Raw genomic sequence first — 20919 nt, 5'->3', positions numbered from 1 at the left:
CCGGGAACGGCGGGTTGCGGCCCGGAAACTTCTGCCGTCGAGGTGGCATAACGGACGCCGCGCCGGGAAGTCGGGCCGCCGGGACGAGACCGGGAGGCGAGATGGCGTACGGCTGCGACACCTTCAACCGACTGCCCGGCCGTACGACTCGATGACCTCGCTGGGACGGTTCGCCGGCCTCCTGCTGTCGCCGACGGTCGTACCGGAGACCGCCGCGCGTGTCGCGCGTACCGTCGGTTCGGCCCTGCCCACTGACGCCGTGCCGGCCCGGGTCAGCGAGGTGGCGGGCAGCGTCGGTACGGCGGCGGCCCGGCTGGCCCGACTCACCGGGCTGACCAGCCGTCGCGTGTGGTCGCAGGACGGCCGCCACCACATCGAGGTGCACGGCGTCTGCCAGGACGGCGGTGACCGGCTGGCCCGCCAGGTCGAGGCGGCGCTGGAGTCGATGCCGGGCGTCACCTGGGCGCGGGTGAACGCGCCGTCCGGCCGGGTGGTGGTGGCGACCGGGCATCCGGCGCCGAAGCTGCGCGACCTGATCGCCACGGTGGCCCGTGTCGAGCGGACCTGCCCGTACGAGCCGGACCCGGAGATCGAACCGCCGCAGCCGCCCGAGGACGGTCCGCGTACCGCGCGGACATTCGGCGCGCTGCTGTCCGACGTGCTCGGGCTGGGCATCTCCGCGGCCACCCGCGTGCTGCCGCTGACCCCGATTCCGGCCGAGGTGGCCGGTCTGCTGGGCGCTGTCGACCTGCACCCGAAGCTGCACGCGCTGGCCGGGTTGGGCATCCGCGCCGACCCGCGCGCCGAGCTGCTGTTCCCGCTGGCCGAGGCCGTCGTGCAGGGTCTCACCGGCGGCTGGGCCGGCATCGTGCTCGACGGCGCGCAGCGCGTGGTGCAGTGGGGCGAGGGCGCCGCGCAACTGGCCGCGTGGCGGCGGGCCGAACCGCACCTGACCGGTGACCCGGAGCGGGCTGTGGCCCGGGTGCCCGACGGCGAGCGGCCCTGCCCGGTGCCGGACGGCCAGCCCGAGCGGTACGCCAAGCGCGTGCTCCCGGCCGGCGCGGTCGCCGGGGCGGCGGCGCTGCCGGTGCTGGGACCGAAGCGGGCCGCCGCGCTGGCGCTGTCCTCGCTGCCGAAGGCACCCGGCTCCGGCCGCGAGGGGTACGGCGCCCAGCTCGGCCGGATGCTCGCCCGACGCGGTGTGATCGCGATGGACCGCAGCGTGCTGCGTGAGCTGGACCGGATCGACACGGTGGTGCTGGACGCCGCGGTGCTCGGCTCGGACCGGGGGGTCCTGGCGGACCTCGCGCCGCTGGCCGACGCCGACACCGGGCGGGTCTCCGCCCGGGCGTTCGCGTTGTTCGACCCGGCCGAGCCGGACGCGGTACGCGCCGACGGCGGCTGGCGGATCGGCCCGCTGGACCGCCTCGGCGCCGACGATCCCGGGGACACCCCGGACAGCGCCCGGCTGCGCGCCGACGGTGGACGGCTGCTCGGGCTGGCCGAGAACGGCCGGCTCGCCGCCGTACTGCGGGTCGAGCCGGAGCCCGCGCCCGGCGTGGACGCGCTGGCGTCGGCCGCCCGCCAGGCGGGCCTGCGGCTCGTGGTCGGCGGCCCGGACGACGGCCGGTACGACTTCGCGGACCTGCTCGTACCCGGGGGTGCCCGGCTCGCCGACGCGGTGCACGACCTGCAACGCGAGGGCGCGGTGGTGATGGTGGTGTCCGGTGAGCGGTCGGCGCTCGCCGCGTCCGACTGCGGCCTCGGCGTGTACGGCCCGGACGACCTGCCGCCGTGGGGCGCGCACCTGCTGGTCGGTGACGACCTGCGGGTACCCGCGCTGCTCGTCGACGCCGCCGGGGTGGCCCGCCGGATGACCGCGCAGAACGTCCGGATCGCGATGGCCGGCAGCGGGCTCGGTGCGCTCGCCGCGTTCACCGCCGACCGGCGACGGCTGCCCCGCCCCACACTGGCGGCGGTGAACGGCGCGGCGGCGCTCGCGTTCGCGCACGGCGTGTTCCGGGCGCACCGGCTGCCGGACCGGACCGGCGCACCGATGCCCGCGCTCACCGCCTGGCATCTCATGCCGACGCAGACCGTCCTGGACCAGCTCGACACCGGCCCGTCCGGGCTGACCGACGAGGAGGCGGCCCGCCGCCGGCGGGTCGAGGTCGGGGACGAGCACGGCCCGGCCGGGCTGCTCCGCTCGTTCGTCGAGGAGCTGTCCAACCCGCTCACCCCGGTGCTGGCCGCCGGCGCGGTGCTCTCCGCCGCGTTCGGCTCCCTCGTCGACGCCGCACTGGTCGGCGGCGTGGTGGGCGGTTCGGCGCTGGTCGGCGCCGTGCACCAGCGCAACACCGAACGGTCCCTGGCCGAGTTGCTGTCCCGCTCGGCGGTCACCGCCCGGGTGGTGCGCGACGGCGAGGAGCGGGTGGTGCCCGCCGAGGAGCTGGTACGCGGCGACGTGATCACGGTCAGCTCCGGGGACGCCGTACCGGCCGACTGCCGGGTGCTGACCAGCGACGGGCTGGAGGCGGACGAGTCGTCACTGACCGGCGAGTCGCTGCCGGTGGCGAAGAGCCCGGATCCGGTGGTGGCGGCGGCCATCGCCGAACGGCGCTCGATGCTGTTCGAGGGCACCACTGTCGCCGCCGGCCACGGCACCGCGGTGGTGGTGGCCACCGGCGCGGAGACCGAGGCCGGGCGGAGCCTCGCCATGGCCCGTGAGGCCCCGCCCGCCAGTGGCGTGGAGGCGCGACTCGGCAAGCTGACAAGCAGCGCCGTACCCCTGGCGGCCGCGTCGGCGATCGCGGTGGCCGGAGCGGGACTGCTTCGGGGCGTACCCCTTGCCGAAACGGCGGCGACCGCCGCGAACCTGGCCGTGGCGTCGGTGCCGGAAGGGCTGCCGTTCCTGGTCAGCGCCGCGCAGCTGGCGGCGGCGCGGCGGCTGGCCGAACACGGCGCCCTGGTCCGCAACCCCCGGACCATCGAGGCGCTGGGCCGGGTCGACGTGCTCTGTTTCGACAAGACCGGCACGCTCACCGAGGGGAAGCTGCTGCTGGCCGGGGTGGGTACGGGCGACGGCCGGTACGCCGCGTTGGACGACCTGGACGAGCCGCTCCGGTCGACGCTGGCCGCCGCGGTGCGGGCCACCCCGTCCGCCGCCGACCCGGACGAGTTGCCGCAGCAGACCGACCGGACGGTACGTCACGGCGCGGACGCCGCCGGGGTGGACGAGCGGACCGGAGCGGCGGACTGGACCGCCACGGCCGGGCTGCCGTTCGAGCCGTCCCGCGGCTACAGCGCCGCTGTCGGGCGTGCCGCCGGCGGGCTGCTGCTGAGCGTGAAGGGCGCCCCCGAGTCGGTGCTGCCGCGCTGCGCGTCCCGCCGAACCGCTGAGGGGGACCGGCCGCTCGACGCGGCCGGACGCGAGGAGGTGCAGGCCATGCTGGCCGGGCGGGCCGGCGCCGGGCACCGCATCCTCGCCGTGGCCGAGTGCCCGGTCTCCACCGAGCAGGTCAGCGACGAGCAGGTCGACGGCCTGGTCTTCGTGGGTTTCCTGACGCTCGCCGACGGGGTGCGGGAGAGCGCCCGGCCAGCGGTGGCCCGGATCCGGGCCGCGGGCGTGCACACCGTCATGATCACCGGCGACCATCCGGCCACCGCCGAGGCGATCGCCGCCGCGATCAGCCCGGACGACGGCGGGCAGCGCGTGGTCACGGCCAGCGACCTGGACCGGCTGGACGACGCCGCGCTCGCCGAGCGCCTGATGGCGACCGACGTGGTGGCACGCTGCACGCCCGCCCACAAGGTACGGATCATCCAGGCGTTGCAGCGCCAGGACCGCACCGTCGCGATGACGGGTGACGGCGCCAACGACGCCCCGGCGATCCGGCTCGCCGACGTCGGTATCGCTCTCGGTCAACGGGGCACTCCCGCCGCCCGCGCCGCCGCCGACCTGGTGGTCACCGACGACCGGCTGGAGACGATCATCGCCACGCTCGTCGAGGGACGGGCCATGTGGTCGTCGGTACGGCACGCGCTGAGCATCCTGGTCGGCGGCAACCTCGGCGAGATCGCGTTCAGCGTGCTGACCGCCGCCGCGACCGGCCGGTCCGCGCTGAACGGCCGGCAACTCCTGCTGGTCAACCTGCTCACCGACCTGGCACCGGCGCTCGCCATCGCGGTCCGCCCGCCCGCCGACGACAGCGCCGACCACCTGCTGCGGGAGGGCCCGGACTCCTCGCTCGGCGTCACCATGACCCGGGAGATCGGGCTCCGCGCGGCGGCGACCACGCTGGGCGCGACCGCCGGCTGGACGATCGCCAGGTGGACCGGCACCCAGCGACGCGCCAGCACCGTCGCGCTCGCCTCGCTGATCGGCACCCAGCTCGGCCAGACCGTGCTGGCCGGCGGCACCAGCCCCAGCGTGCTCGTCGCCACCGCCGCGTCGGTGGGCGTGCTCGTGGCGGTGGTGCAGACTCCGGGCGTCAGCCACTTCTTCGGCTGCACCCCGCTCGGCCCGGTGGGCTGGACCATCGCCACCGGCTCGGCGCTCGGTGCCACGTTCGCCAACGGCGCGCTGACCAAGCTGGTCGACCGCCTGCCGCAGCCCGGCTCGCATCGGCGACCCGACGCCGACCAGTCCTAGCGCCAGGTGGCGGCGGCCCGGCGCAGCCGGTCGTTTATCGCGCGGCCCACGCCGGTCTCCGGCACCGGCTCGGCGACGATCTCGGTCACCCCGGCCGCGTCGAGCCGGTGCAGCGCGTCGAACAGGCGCGCCGCCGCCGCCGTCACGTCGCCGTCCGGCGACAGCACCTCCACCGCCGCCCAGTCGCCGTCCGCCGGTGGCTCCCGGAAGGCCAGGAATCCCCGCCGGCCGCCGCCGGGCTCGGCCGCCGCGCCCAACCGAAGCGGGGTACGCGGGGCGTAGTGCGCGGCGAGCGTCCCGGGCGCGACCGGCTGACCGGAGCTGCCCTGGCGCACCTCGACCGGGCCGACCGCGTCGACGATCGCCTCGACGGGCAGCGCGCCCAGCCGCAGCACCACCGGCCGCTCACCGCGCGCGTCCACGATCGTCGACTCGATGCCGCACCGGGTGGGCCCGCCGTCGAGCACCACGTCCACCGCGCCACCCAGCCCGGCCACCACGTGCTCGGCGCGGGTGGGGCTGAGCTGGCCGAACCGGTTCGCGCTGGGCGCCGCCACCGGCACGCCCGCCGCCGCGATCAGCGCCCGCGCCGACGGCTCGTCCGGTACGCGTACCGCCATGGTGTCCAGGCCGGAGGTGACGATCGGCGGGATGATCTCCGGCCGGTCCACGATCAGGGTGAGCGGGCCGGGCCAGAACCGCTTCGCCAGCTCGGCCACCGCCGCGGGCACCTCGCCCACCAGCGCGGCCAGGTCGGCGGCGTCGGCCAGGTGGCTGATCAGCGGGTCGAAGCTGGGCCGGGCCTTCGCCTCGAAGATCCGCGCGGCGGCCCGCGCGTCGAGCGCGTTGGCGCCCAGCCCGTAGACCGTCTCGGTGGGGAAGGCGACCAGCCCGCCGGCGCGCAGGACGGCGGCTGCCTCGTCGATGCCGCGCTCGGCCGGGAGGACGCGCGGGGATCCGGTGCTCACGCTTCCGACGCTAGCCTGCCCGGTTCGCCGTCCCGGCACGACCCTGCCGTCGCGTGGTGCGGCCTTCAGTCACGTGGGTCGGTGGCAGGTTCCGTGTCGGGGAGCGTGGGCGCGTCGGTGGGGTAGAGGCCGGCGGCGAAGCCGTACACCTGGTCGCCGGCGCGGGGGATCTGCGCGAACCGCCGGGCCAGCGCCTGCACCTCCGCCCAGAACTCGCGGACGTCCTCGATCGGGATGCGCGCGTGCACGAGCGTGCACCGCAACTCGTCGGCGGCGTGCGCGGCCGCCGCTTCGGCTGCCGCCTCGGCGAGCCCGTTGATCCGGGACACCACCTGCTTGTCCTCGGCCCGGTTGAGCGCGCCGACGTAGTAGGTGCGGGCCACCCGCCCGTAGAACCGCTCCTCGATGGCGCGTACCCGTCGGGTCCGCACCACGCGCAGCAGACCGGCGTCAACCAGTTGGTTCACGTGGTACGCCACGCTGCTCTTCGGCCGGTCGACGGCGCGGGCCATCTCGTTCACTGTGGCGGCGCGCTCCAGGAGCAGTTCGAGCAGCGTGCTCCGCAGCGGGTCGGCGAGCGCGCGCAACTGCTCCGGAGCGGTGACCACGAGCAGGTCGTCGAGGTCGTAGTCCGGGATTCGCTCATTGACCGACATTTCTCGACCGTTCTAAGATTCTGGTTCGTTCGATAACTCTGGTCTGACAACTCAGGAGTGTAGTGATGGCCGAGATCGCGCTCTTCCACCACATTCAAGGGCTCACGGACGGCGTCCGCGCGCTCGCCGACTCCCTCCGGTCCGGCGGGCACACCGTCCACACCCCCGACTTCTTTGACGGCGAACGGCCGGCCACCATCGAGGACGGGGCCGCGCTGATCAAGCGGATCGGCGGCGACGTCCTCGACCAGCGCGCCGACGCGTACGTCGCCGGCCTGCCCGCGGGCCTCGTCTACGCGGGCGTCTCCTGGGGCGCCGCCATCGCCCAGCGGCTCGCCCAGACCCGGGCCGGCGCCCGGGCCGCCCTGCTCTACGAGGCCTGCCTGCCGGTGACCGGCGAGTGGGCGATCGGCCCCTGGCCCGACGGGGTGGCGGTGCAGGTGCACGGCATGGAACAGGACCCGTTCTTCGGGCTCGAAGGCGACGTGGACGCCGCGCGCGAGCTGGTGTCGATCGTCGGTCCCGAACGCGGCGAGCTGTACGTCTACCCCGGCGACCGGCACCTGTTCACCGACAGCTCACTGCCCTCGTACGACGCCGAGGCCACCGCGCTGGTGGTGAGCCGCAGCCGCGAGCTGCTCGACCGGCTCGGCTGACGCCTACTCGTCCCCGCGCAGCCGCGCCAACGCGGCCGCGTACTCCGCGTCGGTCAGCACTCCACGCTCGTACTGCCTGGTCAACGCGTGCATGTCACGCCGCTGCGCGGCGCTCGGAGCGGGCCGCCGGATCTGCTCCGGCGGGTCCGGACGGTCGGCGCGGACCGGATCCGGCGCCGGGCTCACCGGCGCGCGCTGCTCCGGGGGCCGGGCGTTCCGGTGGCACTCCCGCAGGGTCGCGAGGATCTCGTCGTAGTGCTCCGGCCAGGTGACCAGCCGGGTCAGCTCCAGGCGGAACGGCCGGACGATGGCGCCGGACTGGATCGGCGTCTGCACCGGCTCGCCATCGATCCGCTCGATGACGATCGCGTCGCGTCCCATGTCCAGACCCGCTATCGAAGCCGTACCGCTGTGAATCTCCGCAACCGACGCCCACGGCACTGTGGTCGTGCGGAGCAGCGAGCGCGAGCGGACGCCGACAGGGCTCACCCAGACGCCGAGCATCGCGCGGCGGACCGCGACGGCGAGGACGCCGGCGTTCCACACTCCGAGGACCACCGCCTCCCGTTCCAGGAAACTGCCGCTGCGGATCCCGAACACGATGAGCACGAAGAAGCCGACCGCCAGCCCCGCCACGACCATGGAGTCGGAGGTGGTCAGGTCCAGCGAGTACGGGCGCCGCCACACCGTCATGCCGCCAGGGTGACCGATCGTGTCCAGCGGTTCCGCGCCGAGTCAACGCCCTCTCGCCAACTCCACGACCTCGGCGAGGCTCGCGACCCGGTCGCACTCGTCGTCGGTCAACGTGTTGATGAGTGCCTTGGCGGCCTGGGCCTGGGGAGTCGTGGGCAGGGCACCGGCCAGCAGGTCCGGCAGGACCAGCTCGTAGCCGACCCGCGCCCGGGGTGAGTAGCGGTGCCGGCTGCGGGTCACCGCCGTGGCGACGCGCAGAGCGTGCTCGTTGCCGGGCGGCACGTGCGGGCGGTCGCGCTCCCGGGCGCCGAACCGCATCCGGTGACGGAACCCGCACGTCTCGCACGTCGCCGGTCCGGCGGTCAGCCGTTCCCCGCAGTCGGGACAGGTCAGCCGGTCCACCGCGCCGTCCACGGTCCGCCAGTCGTACGCCCCCGGATCGTCGACGACGAGCCAGGCCAGCTCGCTCTCCTCGGGCGAGCCCGGCGCCACGTCCAGCTCACCGCGCAGCCGCGCCCAGGCGTCCCGGATCTCGTCCTCCAGGCGCGCCACCGCGGCCGCCAGCGCCGGGCTACGCCACGGTCCGGCCACTGTCGACCCGCTACCGGTACTGTGCGATCTGGATCAGGTTGCCGCAGGTGTCGTCGAACACCGCTGTGGTCACCGGGCCCATGTCGACCGGCTCCTGGGTGAACAGCACGCCGAGGCCCCGCAGCCGGTCGTGCTCGGCGGCCACGTCGTCCACCGCGAACTGCGTCAGCGGGATCCCGTCGCCCGCGAGCGCCTCCTTGAACGCCTTGGCGGCCGGGTGCGCGTCGGGTTCCAGCAGCAGCTCCACGCCGTCCGGGGCGTCCGGCGAGACCACGGTCAGCCAGCGGTACTCGCCGGTCGGCACGTCCGTCTTCTTCACGAAGCCCAGCACCTCGGTGTAGAAGCGCAGGGCCTTGTCCTGGTCGTCGACGTACACGCTGGTGAGGTTGATTCTCATGGGTTCTCCTGGGTGGGTGCGTCGGACCTGAGCCATCGCTCGGTGATGGACCGCAGCGGCCGGGTGTCGAGGTGGTGGAACTTGTAGCGGCCCTGCCGCCGCGTGACGATCAGGCCGGCGGCCTCCAGGACGTCGAGGTGCTGGGAGATCGCCTGCCGGGACGAACCGACCTGGTGCTTCGTGGCCAGCCGGCCGCAGATCTCGAACAGGGTCTGACCGTCGCGCTCGGTCAGCTCGTCGAGGATCAGGCGGCGGGTGGGATCGGCCAGCGCCTGGTACAGATCGCCCACGTCACCACCATAGGCAAGTAACGGCTTGCCTATCAAGGGGTTGCCCGCAATCGGAGGACGCCATGCCCGGATACATCCTCACCGGCGCTCCCGGCTCCGGTAAGACCGCGATCCTGCGCCACCTGGAGATCGACGGCCACTCCGTGGTGGAGGAAGCGGCGACCGACGTGATCGCGCTGCACCAGGCGCTCGGCCGGCCCGAGCCGTGGCGTGAGCCGGACTTCGCCGAGCAGGTGCTGGATCTCCAGCGGAGGCGTAGGCGCCGAGCCGAGCTGTTTGGCGGCGACGTGGTGTTCCACGACCGCTCACCCGTCTGCACGCTCGCGTTGTGCCGCCACCTGGGGTTGACGCCGCCGCCCGCCCTGCTCGACGAGATCGAGCGCATGACGACGGAGCGGACCGTCTTCTTCGTACGGAATCAGGGCTTCGTCGAGGCGACCGCCGCGCGTCGCATCACCTTCGAGGAGTCACTCGTCTTCGAGCGGGTCCACGAACTGACGTACCGCGAGGCGGGATTCGACCTCGTCGACGTGCCGGCGGGACCGCTCGCGACGCGGGTGGCGGCGATAAAGCAGGCGGTCGACCGACTGCGCGCCGCTAGGGTGCGGTCATGACGTTCCGCGTTGTCTCGCCGCCACCGGTCACCCGGTAACGACGCCGTTCACCGAACCCGGCTCCCGATCCAGAGCCCGGGTGCGTTCGCGGTGCCCGGGCGGCGACGACAACGGAGAATCCCGTGCACACAAATCTGCCCCCGACCGTGGGGCGAGGAACCCTGTACATCCTCCTGGCGGCGATCGCCTGGGGCACCGGCGGCGCCGCGGCGGCCGTCCTCTACGACACCAGCGGGCTGGGCCCGGTCGCCGTCTCCTTCTGGCGGTTCGCGGGCGGTGTCGTGCTGCTCGCCGCCGGACACCTGACACGCTGGCGACGGTCCGCGCGTCCCCGGGTCGTCAGCACCCGGCCGCGCCACCGGTGGCGGCAGGTCGTGACGACAGGCGTGGGTCTGGCCGTCTACCAGACGGCGTACTTCGCCGCAGTGGGGTACGCCGGCCTGGCCGTCGCCACCATGGTCACCCTGGGTGCCGGGCCGGTCCTCATCGCCCTCGGTTCCCGCCTGACCCTCGGCGAGCGACTCGGCCGTTCCGGCGGAGTCACAGTCGTGACAGCACTCGTCGGTCTGGTCCTGCTGCTGGGCGGCGGTAGCGCCGGCAGCGCCCCGGCGCCGGTGCTGGGGTTGGCCTGCGCGCTGCTGTCCGCCGGCGGGTACGCGGCCGTCACCCTGCTCAACCGGAAGCTCGGCCGGGACGGCAACGGGCAGACCTCGCTCCTGGGTGGATTCGCCGTCGGAATGCTCTGCCTGCTCCCACTGGCCCTGCTCGAAGGGATCCTGCCCACAGCCGGTGACACCCGTCAGACGGTGGGTCTGCTCGCCTTCCTCGCCGTGGCGCCCACCGCCGTGGCGTACACCCTGTTCTTCGCCGGTCTGGCCGCGGTCCGGGCGACCACCGCGTCGGTCATCGCGCTCGTCGAGCCGGTGACGGCGGCGCTCATCGCGGTGCTCGTGCTGGACGAACGGCTCACCGTGACCGCCCTTCTCGGGTCGGTCGTATTGCTCGCCGCGGTGGTCACGCTGATGCTCGGTGAGCCCGGGCCGGCGCCGTCGTCGGCTGCGGCTGCGGCTGCGGCGCTCAGGGACCGGGACGCCGACACGCGGAACCGCCGCTGGCCTCGACGAGCGAGGGCCGGCGGCGGTGTGGCGACGCGGCGTCCGGGATGACGGGTCAGCCGGCGAGCTGGCGCCGCACCGAGTCGGTGTCCATCAGGTACGACATGTACTTGAACTTGCCGTCCTGGACCCGGTAGAAGGCGGTTTCGGTGAACGACACCGACTTGCCGGTGGCCGTCAGACCGTTCCACTCCTTGACCGGGGTGCCCGTGTCCACGAGCCGCGCGGCGATCCGATCACCCTCGACGACGACATCCTGGATCTCCCAGTGGAGGTCCGGCACCGCCTCCACGTGCTTGTAGAACTCGGCCACCATGTCCGCCATCTTGACCGGAGTGCCGTTCATGACGACCTCCTCGTGGGCGAAGTCGGCCATGCGGGCGAACTCCCGCCTGTTCGCCAGCTCGACGTACCGCAGGTAGAAGTCCCGCAGTTCCTGTGTGGACATGCCTGCATCCGTCGCGGTGGAGCTCATGATCGGTCTTCCTCATCTGTTGATGCCGGCCCGTGTCCCCGGGCCGATCGCGGGAGCGAGTTTTTGTACCGCTCGGTTCTGCAACGACCGTAACAGGCTTCTGTACCGATCGGTCCATGATCAGGATCACGTTCTGTACCGAACGGTAGGACACCGGGTCCCCTCGCACACATCGCGGACTTCCAGCTCAACCTGGAAGCCGCCCGTCGCCCGATCGACACGTACGCCACGTGGGGTGCGGCGACCCAGATCCTGGACGGCCTCTGCAGCAGCGACACGTTCTGGTACTTCCAACTGCCCGCCGTTCGTGTGCTCGCCGGTCGCAGTCACGAGGAATGGGCAGACGCGGAATGGCCACAGTGGGAGGAACTCGCCTACGTGGCGGCCGGCGCGTACGAATGCGCCACCGGCCAGGGCGACGGGCTCCACGAAGCGCTGGACGCCCGAGGTCACCGCGCGTACGCCGGCCCGGAACCGAACGATCAGCAGTGGGACAGCGACAGCCTCACCGAGATCGCACAACGCCTGCCGCGCCTCGCGCGCCTGTTCCCCCGCCGGTAACCGGCGATCAAGGCGCGGCGGGTGACCCATCCTCCGAGTAGTCGACCCAATCCATGCTGGGGTCCTCGTCCTCGTCCTCGGGCGAGGCAGCGATCACTTCGTCCCATGCGTTGACGATGGCTGCGGCCTGCCGCTCGCTACAGGCCAAGCCACTGAGCAGGACGTTGTTCTGATAGTCGATGATCTCGAAGCGCCATCGATCGAGTTCAGGCCGGTGTTCCAGCGTTGCCCAGAAGTGGCCGGAAAGATCGCTGGGGAACCCCCCGCCGGCCACGCACCGCTCCTCTGCCTCAAGCGCGTCTCTCGAAAACCCTGCCGGCGGCATCGGTTCCGATGCTTGATCGGGTGCTGGGCGAGGAGGGGACGGCGTGACCTTGGCTGTACTCGGGACCGAGATCAACCGGGGAAAGTGCTGGTGGAGCCCAGGGGACTCGAACCCCTAACCCCTGCCTTGCAAAGGCAGTGCTCTGCCAGTTGAGCTAGGGCCCCGTGACGGCGTTCAGCGCAGGTCGGGCGCCGTGGTCGCCTCGTGCCACAGGGCGCGCTCGTCGTTCGAGGCCTTGACCTTCTTGGCCACGACGGCGGCCACACCGACGATGCCGGCCAGGATCAGGAGCTTCTTGAACATGTGCTTGACCCCTCGCGCTCGACTGTCGTCGGACGATGTGCGGTGGGGCTAGCTGGAATCGAACCAGCGACCTCAGAGTTATCAGCTCTGCGCTCTAACCGACTGAGCTATAGCCCCGCGTAGCGACGAGCTAGGTTAACCCATCGCCTCCACCGCGCCCAAATCGGGGTACGTAGTGGAAGCGCCCGCGCCATCTCGAACCTACCCGGACGTACGGCGCCGGGGCGACCGCTTTACGCGGTGCCCCGACGCCGGTCGATCAGTCCCGCTCAGCGAGCGTCAGCTCGATCCCGCCGACCAGGTCGGCGCAGACGTTGTAGACGAACGCGCTGAGCGTCGCCAGCGCGGTGAACAGCACGACGTTCACCAGGCCGATCAGCGACGACGTCAGGATCACGCCCTTGGCGGTGATCCGGAAGCCACCGCCGCCCTGGCCGCCGCCGGCGTTCACCAGGTCGGTCAGGCTGTCGTTGACGCTCTTGAACACACCCATCGCGTCGAGCGCAAGGTAGAGCACCGACGTCGCCACGACGACCACGATGAAGAGCACCACGGACACCGCGAAGGCGAACTTCATCACCGACCACGGGTCGATCCGCTTCAGGTTCAGCCGGGCCCGTCGCGGTCCGCGCGACGCGGCCGAGCTGACCGAGGTACGCGCGGCGCGTACCGCCTCACCCACACGCGCGGCGCCGACTGCCGCCGCGCCGCTGATGCCCGGCGGCAGGCCGCCGCCGTTGGCGGGCCGGGACTGGGCGTTCGCGGCGCCGCCCGGGCGCGAGCCGTCGGGCGACGTCTTCGGGGCGGTGCCCAGACCGGCGCCGATCCGCGGCTGCGTGCCGGTCGTACCGGTGGAGGCCCGGCCGGCGGCCGACGGCGCCTTGATCGGCTGGGTGCTCGTGGCGTTCGTGGGCTTGGCGGCCGGGGCGGCCAGACCGTCGGCCGACGTCGGCGCGTCGACCTTGGTCTCGGCCGAGTCCCGGGAACCGGAGTCCTCGGTCGGCTTGTCCGGAGGCGGGGCCATGCCGGGAGCCCGGGTGAACTTCGGGGCAGGCGCGTCGGCGGGAACCGTGGCCCGGCCCACAGCCGCGCGGCCGGTCGCTGGTGTGCCGCCCTGCGCGGCCTCCTCCTCGACCGGAGTGGCCGAGGTCCCCTTGTTCCCCGACTTCGCCTGTGTCTCCGTCATCAACTAGTCCTGTTCGTCAGGCTCGTCGGCATTGCGAGCAATCGCCACGATAGTCACGCCGTCCGGGAGGTCCATCAGCTTGACCCCCATTGTGTTCCGGTCACGCGTACGGCGTACAGGCTTCACCGGAGTCCGGATGACGCCGCCGTTGCTCGTGATGGCGAACAGCTCATCCTCCGGATCGATCACGACCGCGCCGACCAGGCCACCGCGTCGCTCGGTGATCTTCGCGGTCAGCACGCCCTTACCTCCCCGGCCCTGGACCGGGTATTCCTCGATCGGGGTACGTTTCGCGTAACCCCCGTTCGTCGCGACCAGAACGTCCAGACCCTCTCGCACCACCTCGACGGCGAGCAACTCGTCCTCGCCGCTGAAGCGCATGCCGATCACCCCGGACGTGGCCCGGCCCATCGGGCGCAGCGCCTCGTCGGTGGCGTTGAAGCGGATCGCCTGGGCGTTCTTCGAGACGAGCAGCAGGTCGTCCTCCGGAGCGACCAGGACCGCACCGACCAGTTCGTCCTCATCGCGCAGGTTGATCGCGATGATGCCGCCGGAACGGTTGGAGTCGAACTCCTCGAGCCGCGTCTTCTTCACCAGGCCGTTCTTCGTGGCCAGTACCAGGTAGGGGGCCACCTGGTAGTTCGGGATTTCAATGATCTGCGCGATCTGCTCGTCGGGCTGGAACGCGAGCAGGTTGGCCACGTGCTGGCCCTTGGCCACCCTACTGGCCTCGGGAAGCTCGTAAGCCTTCGCCCGGTAGACCCGACCCTTGTTCGTGAAGAACAGGATCCAGTCGTGGGTAGAGCATACGAAGAAGTGGCTGACAATGTCGTCCTGGCGGAGCGTCGCCCCGCTGACGCCCTTTCCGCCGCGCCGCTGCGACCGGTAGAGATCGACCTTGGTCCGCTTGGCGTAGCCGGTGCGCGTGATCGTCACCACCACGTCCTCGCGGGCGATGAGGTCCTCCATGGAGACCTCGCCGTCGAACGGGACGATCTTCGTACGGCGTTCGTCGCCCCACTTCGCGACGATCTCGCCCAGCTCCTCCGAGACGATCCGCCGCTGCCGCTCCGGCTTGGCCAGGATGTCCTTGAGGTCGGCGATCTCCAGTTCGAGCTTTGCCAGGTCGTCCAGGATGCGCTGCCGCTCCAGTGCGGCCAGCCGGCGCAGCTGCATGTCCAGGATCGCGGTCGCCTGGACCTCGTCGATGTCCAGCAGCCGGATCAGGCCCTGCCGGGCGTCCTCGACGGTGGGCGAGCGCCGGATCAGGGCGATCACCTCGTCCAGCGCGTCCAGCGCCTTGGACAGACCGCGCAGGATGTGTGCCCGCTCCTCGGCCTTGCGCAGCCGGAACGCGGTCCGCCGCCGGATCACCTCGATCTGGTGCTCGACGTAGTAGCGGATGAACTGGGCCAGGTTGAGCGTGCGCGGCACGCCGTCGACGAGCGCCAGCATGTTGGCGCCGAACGTCTCCTGGAGCTGGGTGTGCTTGTAGAGGTTGTTCAGCACCACCTTGGCGACCGCGTCGCGCTTGAGCACGAGCACGATCCGCATGCCGGTACGCCCGGAGGACTCGTCGCGGATGTCGGCGATGCCGGCGAGCTTGCCCTCCTTGATCAGCTCGGCGATGCGCTCGGCGAGGTTGTCCGGGTTGACCTGGTAGGGCAGCTCGCTGACCACGAGCGCCGGCCGGCCCCGCTTGTCCTCCTCGACCTCGACCACGGCGCGCATCCGGATCGAGCCGCGCCCGGTCCGGTACGCGTCCTGGATGCCGGCCTGGCCGACGATCAGGCCGTGGGTCGGGAAGTCCGGGCCCTTGACGATCTCCAGCAGGGCTTCCAGCGTGGTGGCCTCGTCGGCCTCCGGGTGCTCAAGGCACCACTGCACCGCGGCGCCGATCTCGCGCAGGTTGTGCGGCGGGATCTTGGTGGCCATGCCGACCGCGATGCCCTCGGAGCCGTTGATGAGCAGGTTCGGAATCCGCGACGGCAGGATGGTGGGCTCCTTGGCCCGGCCGTCGTAGTTGTCCTGCAGGTCGACGGTGTCCTCGTCGATGTCCCGCAGCATCTCCATCGCCAGCGGGTCGAGCTTGCACTCGGTGTTGTGGCTGACGAAGCCGTCGGAGACGAACGAGTGGTCCTCGGTGTCCACCCGGATGCTGTAGACCGGCCGCACACCGGCGTCGGTGATCTCGGTCACCTCGGCGTAGTAGAAGCGCCCGTCGACAAGCGGCTCGACCACGTCGAGGATGCCCGGCTCGGTGATCCGGGCCGCGATCTCGTCGCGGTCCCGCTCCCAGCGCTCGATCCGGTCCACGTTGTGCCGGCGCAGCCAGTCGCGCTCGGTCCAGCGGCTCGCGCCGTGCTCGCGGACGAAGTCGCCGACGAACGGCACGTGGTCGCCGGAGAGCGCGGTGCTACTCGCCGGCACCTGGGCCAGCTCGGATTCCAGCTTTGCCTGCTTACGGCCGAGGAATCCGATGTGGGCGGCGAAGATCCGGGCGTCCCGCCGGTTGGTGACGACGACCTTGAGCTCGCCGTCGTCGTACCGGCACTGCCGGCTGACCACGCCGAACTCCAGCAGCAGCTGCTGCACCTCGCGGGCCAGCCGCTCGCTGCGGGTCGAGTAGGAGACCTGGATCGTGTGGCGGGGCAGCAGCGACGACGAGCCGTCGCCCTCGAACAGCGCCTGGAGGAAGGCCCGCTTGACCGCGGCCGGTCCGCGCCAGACGAACTCCGGCACGAACTTGTCGGCGCTCCGTGCGCCCACCATCTCGCCGAGCACGCTCGCCCGCAGGGCGGAGAGGTTCTGTACGTCGAGTTCGTGCAGCGTGCTGCCGGAGGCGATGACCCGCTCGGCGACGTACCGGGGGCCGCCGACCGCGAGGTCGTAGGCGGTGAGGACCCGGACGAAGAACTCCCGGTCCACGTTGTTGAAGCCGGCCCGCTGCTCCGACACCCACCCCTCGGACACGAACGCGCCCGCCAGCACGGCGGCCTCGACGTGCTCCAGCATCGGGTAGCCGATCTCGTCCGGCACGGTGCGCTGGAGGACCACCCGGTCGCCCGGGGCGATCTCGGCGAGCAGCTTCCACAGCAGGGTCGGCACGCCGGCCACGTTCACCAGGCAGAGCACCGGGTGGTTGTGGGTGCCGGTCAGCTCGTACCCCTCGCGGGTGCGCAGCCGCAGCGTGGGGTGCTCGCCGGAGTGGAAGAACCTGCTGGCACGAACCAGGTCGCCGTTGCGGTCGCGGACCTTGAGGTCGACGTCGGTCTCGCTGCTCGGCGCGGCGTCCGGCACCACGTCGGCGATTCGGACGGACCCCTCAGCGGTACGAATCCGGACGTCGCCGACGAGGCAGTACCGCATGGCGGCGGCCGGGTCGTTTCCGGGCGAGCCGAAGTTGCCGTTGCCGTCGACCAGCGGGTAGCGCAGCGACCACGGCTGCGCCATCCGGACCAGCGCGTCGTAGATGGCCGAGTCGCCGTGCGGGTGGAACTGGCCCATCACGTCGCCGACGACGCGGGAGCACTTCACGTACCCGCGGTCCGGCCGGTAGCCGGAGTCGAACATGGCGTAGAGGATCTTGCGGTGGACCGGCTTGAGCCCGTCCCGGACGTCCGGCAGGGCCCGCCCGACGATGACGCTCATCGCGTAGTCGAGGTACGAGCGCTGCATCTCGACCTCGAGGCCGACCGGCTCGATCCGGTCGTGCTGGACGACCGCGGCCAGTGTCTCCGGGGTCTCCGGCTCGTTCGGGGTGGACTCGGGAGTATCGGTCACTGTTAACCCTTATCAGACTCTTCAGTCGTGGTCTCGCTGTGGATAACGGCTGTGGAAAGCGTTCAGACTGTGGATAACTCTGTGGACTGCCGGGCCGGCCGGTGGATGTCCGGCCGGCCCGGGTGCGTCCGTCAGATGTCCAGGAACCGCACGTCCTTGGCGTTGCGCTGGATGAACGACCGGCGGGCCTCGACGTCCTCGCCCATCAGGACGCTGAACAGCTCGTCCGCGGTGGCGGCGTCGTCGAGCGTGACCTGGCGCAGCGTACGCGTGGCCGGGTTCATCGTGGTCTCCCACAGCTCGGGGTAGTTCATCTCGCCGAGACCCTTGAACCGCTGGATGTCGTCCGGGCGGGCGTTGGGCTTCTTCTGCTGGCGCAGGGCGATCAGCCCGTCGCGCTCGCGGTCCGAGTACGCGTACTGGGCGTCGTCGCCCTTCTTGTTCCACTTGATCTTGTAGAGCGGCGGCGCGGCCAGGTAGACGTGGCCCAGCTCGACCAGCGGCCGCATGAAGCGGAACAGCAGGGTGAGCAGCAGCGTCTGGATGTGCTGGCCGTCGACGTCGGCGTCGGCCATCAGCACGATCTTGTGGTAGCGCAGCTTCTCGATGTCGAAGTCGTCGTGGATGCCGGTGCCGAGCGCGGTGATCAGCGCCTGCACCTCGTTGTTCTTCAGCACCCGGTCGATCCGGGCCTTCTCCACGTTGAGGATCTTGCCGCGGATCGGCAGGATCGCCTGGACGCGCGGGTCGCGGCCCTGCTTGGCCGAGCCGCCGGCCGAGTCGCCCTCGACGATGAAGACCTCGGACTCGCGCGGGTCGGTGGACTGGCAGTCCGCCAGCTTGCCGGGCATCGAGCCGGACTCCAGCAGCGACTTGCGCCGGGCGAGCTTGCGCGCCTGCTGGGCGGCGATCCGGGCCCGCGCCGCCTGGGACGCCTTCTGGATGATGATCTTCGCCTCGGCCGGGTTGCGGTCGAACCAGTCGACGAGCGACTCGTTGCAGACCCGCTGCACGAAGCCCTTGACCGGGGTGTTGCCCAGCTTGGTCTTGGTCTGACCCTCGAACTGCGGGTCGGTGAGCTTGACCGAGATGATCGCGGCCAGGCCCTCGCGGATGTCCTCACCCGAGAGGCGCTCGTCGCCCTTGAGCAGCTTCTTCTCGGCGCCGTAGCGGTTGACGACGCTCGTCAGCGCGGCCCGGAAGCCCTCCTCGTGGGTGCCGCCCTCGTGGGTGTTGATGTTGTTGGCGAAGGTGTAGACCGACTCGCCGTACGACTCGTTCCACTGCATGGCGATCTCGACCGACATGCCCGTCTCCTCGGCCCCGAACTCGACCACCGTCTTGTGGATCGGGCTCTTGGAGGCGTTGAGGTGCCGGACGAAGTCGGCGATGCCGCCCTCGTAGTGGAAGGTGACCTCGCGGGTCTTGCCGTCCTCGTCCTCCGGGACCCGCTCGTCGAGCAGGTGGATGGTGAGACCCCGGGTGAGGAAGGCCATCTCCTGCAGGCGCCGGTAGATGGTGTGGAAGTCGAAGTCGACGGTCTCGAAGACGTCCGGGTCGGGCCAGAAGGAGACGGCCGAACCGGTGCGGTCGGTCTCCTCGCCCTTCTCCAGCGGCGTCGGCTTGGAGTGGTGGTACTGCTGACGCCAGACGAAGCCGTCCTTGTGGATCTCCACGGCCATCCGGGTGGACAGCGCGTTCACCACGGAGACGCCGACGCCGTGCAGGCCGCCGGAGACGGCGTACGCCTTGCCGTCGAACTTGCCGCCCGCGTGCAGCACGGTCAGGGCGACCTCGACACCCGGCTTCTTCAGCTTGGGGTGCAGGTCGACCGGGAAGCCACGGCCGTTGTCGGTCACCCGGACACCGCCGTCGGCCAGCAGCACCACGTCGATGGTGTCGCAGTGCCCGGCCAGCGCCTCGTCCACCGCGTTGTCGACGACCTCCCACACCAGGTGGTGCAGACCGCGCTCGCCGGTGGACCCGATGTACATACCGGGCCGCTTCCGGACCGCTTCCAGGCCCTCGAGCACGGTGATCGACTCGGCACCGTACTTCTTGTTGTCCTCCGCTGCCACGCTCGGCCACTTTCTCGCACCGGCCGCGCATGGGCGCGGGGGCGCGGGTTCGGCGGACAGGACGCGACGTCGGCGCGCATGGTCCGCCCCTGGGGTCGCCAGGCTCGGATCATGTGCGCCGGGCGCCGCGGTTGCCCGCGGATCGCGATCGGCTCGGACCTGATACGGGACTATGATCGAGGGCTCATGCGGGCCCCTGTCCGTCGCTCCGTCTCGGGTCTTTCGTCTCGCCCTCAATCTTACTGTGCGGAGCCGACCAAACCGCCACTCGGCACCCTCTCCGGGGCGGCTGAGAATGCCGTAGCCGGACGAACCGCGTCGCCCGCGACTCCCCCTACACGCCAACGGGGCGGTACCGCGCCACCGGCCACCGTGAGCCGCGACGGTCATCCGACCGGTGATCGGCGGCTGCCCCGACCGGGGGTCGCGGCCGGGCCCGGCGTGCCGTAGCTTTTGCGGCGCCGCCGTTGCGGTCTTGATCTTTTGCGCCCGGAACCGGGACGATCGTCGGAGATGGTCCGAAAACGCTTGGTGAGAGGTGACGCCAGATGGGGCTGGACAACGTCGCGGTGCACTGGCCGCGGACCGGCCGCTTCTACGACCCGGTCGCGCCGGCTGAGTTCGTGGACTTCGGCGAGATCGTGGACATGCCCCGGATCTCCGCGCCGACCGCGGCGCTCGCCGAGCTGATCGCGAAGACCGGCACGGTACGCGCGACCGCGTACACCGAACTGGTCGACCTGATCCTCGGGCTGGAGAATGTGCTCTACGCCACGGAGAACGCGGTCGAGGACGAGGATCCGGTGATCGACCCGGACGGCTGCTCCTGGATCGCCGAGGGCGTGGAGAAGTTCGTCGCCCGGCACCGGCCGTACGGCGAGCCGGTCACGTTCGAGTCGGTGAGCGAGGTGCTGCGCGCGCTGCTCGGCGACGGTCGGCTGGCCGAGCAGCAGCTCCGCTGGCTGGACAGCCGCCTCGACCGGCTGCGGGACGAGAACGGCGACCCGCCGCAGTGGAACTTCACCTGCGCCGAGCTGAGCGTGCTGGCGGCCTTCTACCGGCGCTGCGCGGAGCGGGGCTTCGCGGTCTACGCCGACGCCTGACCGGGCGCCGCAGCGCCGGGAGAAGACGTGGCCTGGTTGGCGGCCGCGATCACCTCGGTCAGCGCCGTGTGCAGGTGCCGCAGGTCGGCCAGCGGCAGGCCGAGGCGCTGCACGATGGCCGGCGGGATCCGCTCGGCCCGCGCCCGCAGCGCCTGCCCCTCGGCGGTGAGTGAGACGGCCAGGCTGCGCTCGTCGGCGGCGTCGCGTTCCCGCCGGATGTAGCCGGCCGCCTCCAGCCGCTTGAGCAGCGGGGACAGCGTGCCGGGGTCGAGCTGGAGCAGCCGGCTCAGATCCCGCCCGGACAGCGGCGCGTGCTGCCAGAGCGCCAGCATGACCAGGTATTGCGGGTGGGTGAGCCCCATCGGCTCCAGCAACGGCCGGTAGACCGCGACGACGCTCCGGGCGGCGACGGAGAGCGCGAAGCAGACCTGCTGCTCCAGCGCCAGCGGGTCCTCCTCGATGCCGTCGGTCACC

General features: G+C 71.7%; 19 protein-coding genes and 2 tRNA genes. 6 read left to right on the top strand and 15 right to left on the bottom strand.

Annotation, left to right across the window (positions count from 1 at the left end; genetic code table 11):
- Positions 1–151: 151 nt before the first annotated feature.
- Entirely contained in the window at positions 152–4651 is a 4500-nt protein-coding gene (locus CLT75_RS24280; RefSeq protein ID WP_135242615.1) for a cation-translocating P-type ATPase, read from the top strand.
- Here CLT75_RS24280 and CLT75_RS24275 read toward each other — a convergent pair.
- A complete protein-coding gene (locus tag CLT75_RS24275; protein WP_135242614.1) occupies positions 4648–5619 on the bottom strand; it encodes an L-threonylcarbamoyladenylate synthase in 972 nt (323 codons plus the stop codon). The genes CLT75_RS24280 and CLT75_RS24275 overlap by 4 nt on opposite strands.
- A gap of 65 nt (positions 5620–5684) precedes the next feature.
- A complete protein-coding gene (locus CLT75_RS24270) occupies positions 5685–6275 on the bottom strand; it encodes a winged helix-turn-helix domain-containing protein (protein ID WP_135242613.1) in 591 nt (196 codons plus the stop codon).
- 65 nt (positions 6276–6340) lie between these two features.
- On the opposite strand from CLT75_RS24270, the gene CLT75_RS24265 reads away from it, so the two are divergent.
- Positions 6341–6931 carry a dienelactone hydrolase family protein gene (locus tag CLT75_RS24265; RefSeq protein WP_135242612.1) on the top strand — a complete coding sequence of 197 codons (591 nt, stop codon included), beginning with the start codon at positions 6341–6343 and terminating at the stop codon, positions 6929–6931.
- Positions 6932–6934: 3 nt separating this feature from the next.
- Here CLT75_RS24265 and CLT75_RS24260 read toward each other — a convergent pair whose 3' ends face one another.
- Genes CLT75_RS24260 through CLT75_RS24245 form a run of 4 tightly spaced genes read right to left on the bottom strand, consistent with a single transcriptional unit; the run spans position 6935 to position 8902 of the window.
- Positions 6935–7624: a PH domain-containing protein gene (locus CLT75_RS24260; protein ID WP_135242611.1), complete on the bottom strand. Its 690-nt coding sequence runs from the start codon at positions 7622–7624 to the stop codon at positions 6935–6937.
- A gap of 42 nt (positions 7625–7666) precedes the next feature.
- A complete protein-coding gene (locus CLT75_RS24255; RefSeq protein ID WP_135242610.1) occupies positions 7667–8215 on the bottom strand; it encodes a hypothetical protein in 549 nt (182 codons plus the stop codon).
- A gap of 10 nt (positions 8216–8225) precedes the next feature.
- Positions 8226–8612: a VOC family protein gene (locus CLT75_RS24250; protein WP_013283243.1), complete on the bottom strand. Its 387-nt coding sequence runs from the start codon at positions 8610–8612 to the stop codon at positions 8226–8228.
- Positions 8609–8902, bottom strand: coding sequence for a helix-turn-helix domain-containing protein (locus tag CLT75_RS24245; protein WP_167796954.1), 294 nt, complete (start codon positions 8900–8902; stop codon positions 8609–8611). The genes CLT75_RS24250 and CLT75_RS24245 overlap by 4 nt, the downstream gene beginning before the upstream one ends.
- Positions 8903–8964: 62 nt before the next feature.
- Between CLT75_RS24245 and CLT75_RS24240 the strand changes: the two genes are divergently transcribed.
- Positions 8965–9516, top strand: coding sequence for an ATP/GTP-binding protein (locus CLT75_RS24240; protein WP_135242609.1), 552 nt, complete (start codon positions 8965–8967; stop codon positions 9514–9516).
- 122 nt (positions 9517–9638) lie between these two features.
- On the top strand, positions 9639–10682 hold the full coding sequence (locus CLT75_RS24235; protein ID WP_135242608.1) for a DMT family transporter: 1044 nt from the start codon (positions 9639–9641) through the stop codon (positions 10680–10682).
- Between the two features lie 4 nt (positions 10683–10686).
- Here the strand turns inward: CLT75_RS24235 and CLT75_RS24230 are convergent, their stop codons facing one another.
- On the bottom strand, positions 10687–11079 hold the full coding sequence (locus CLT75_RS24230) for an ester cyclase (protein ID WP_135242607.1): 393 nt from the start codon (positions 11077–11079) through the stop codon (positions 10687–10689).
- A gap of 198 nt (positions 11080–11277) precedes the next feature.
- On the opposite strand from CLT75_RS24230, the gene CLT75_RS24225 reads away from it, so the two are divergent.
- The gene (locus CLT75_RS24225; protein ID WP_135242606.1) at positions 11278–11667 is read left to right on the top strand and encodes a DUF4240 domain-containing protein; all 390 of its coding nucleotides are present in this window, start codon (positions 11278–11280) and stop codon (positions 11665–11667) included.
- A gap of 7 nt (positions 11668–11674) precedes the next feature.
- Here CLT75_RS24225 and CLT75_RS24220 read toward each other — a convergent pair whose 3' ends face one another.
- The 7 genes from CLT75_RS24220 to gyrB form a co-directional block, all read right to left on the bottom strand.
- Positions 11675–11941: a hypothetical protein gene (locus CLT75_RS24220; protein ID WP_135242605.1), complete on the bottom strand. Its 267-nt coding sequence runs from the start codon at positions 11939–11941 to the stop codon at positions 11675–11677.
- 139 nt (positions 11942–12080) lie between these two features.
- Positions 12081–12156, bottom strand: a tRNA-Ala gene (locus CLT75_RS24215).
- Positions 12157–12166: 10 nt separating this feature from the next.
- On the bottom strand, positions 12167–12295 hold the full coding sequence (locus CLT75_RS32900; RefSeq protein ID WP_013283222.1) for a DLW-39 family protein: 129 nt from the start codon (positions 12293–12295) through the stop codon (positions 12167–12169).
- A gap of 43 nt (positions 12296–12338) precedes the next feature.
- A tRNA-Ile gene (locus CLT75_RS24210) sits at positions 12339–12412 on the bottom strand.
- Between the two features lie 142 nt (positions 12413–12554).
- Positions 12555–13481: a DUF3566 domain-containing protein gene (locus tag CLT75_RS24205; RefSeq protein WP_135242604.1), complete on the bottom strand. Its 927-nt coding sequence runs from the start codon at positions 13479–13481 to the stop codon at positions 12555–12557.
- Positions 13482–13484: 3 nt separating this feature from the next.
- Entirely contained in the window at positions 13485–17264 is a 3780-nt protein-coding gene (gyrA, locus tag CLT75_RS24200; RefSeq protein ID WP_135242603.1) for an intein-containing DNA gyrase subunit A, read from the bottom strand.
- A gap of 131 nt (positions 17265–17395) precedes the next feature.
- Entirely contained in the window at positions 17396–19342 is a 1947-nt protein-coding gene (gene gyrB / locus CLT75_RS24195; protein ID WP_135242602.1) for a DNA topoisomerase (ATP-hydrolyzing) subunit B, read from the bottom strand.
- A gap of 548 nt (positions 19343–19890) precedes the next feature.
- Here gyrB and CLT75_RS24190 point away from each other — a divergent pair.
- Positions 19891–20445: a hypothetical protein gene (locus CLT75_RS24190; protein WP_120572509.1), complete on the top strand. Its 555-nt coding sequence runs from the start codon at positions 19891–19893 to the stop codon at positions 20443–20445.
- Here CLT75_RS24190 and CLT75_RS24185 read toward each other — a convergent pair.
- Entirely contained in the window at positions 20430–20918 is a 489-nt protein-coding gene (locus tag CLT75_RS24185; RefSeq protein ID WP_135242601.1) for a MarR family transcriptional regulator, read from the bottom strand. The genes CLT75_RS24190 and CLT75_RS24185 overlap by 16 nt on opposite strands.
- Position 20919 lies beyond the last annotated feature (1 nt).

The organism is Micromonospora sp. CNZ285, from assembly GCF_004637285.1.
This window is presented reverse-complemented; position numbering and strand designations above follow the sequence as displayed.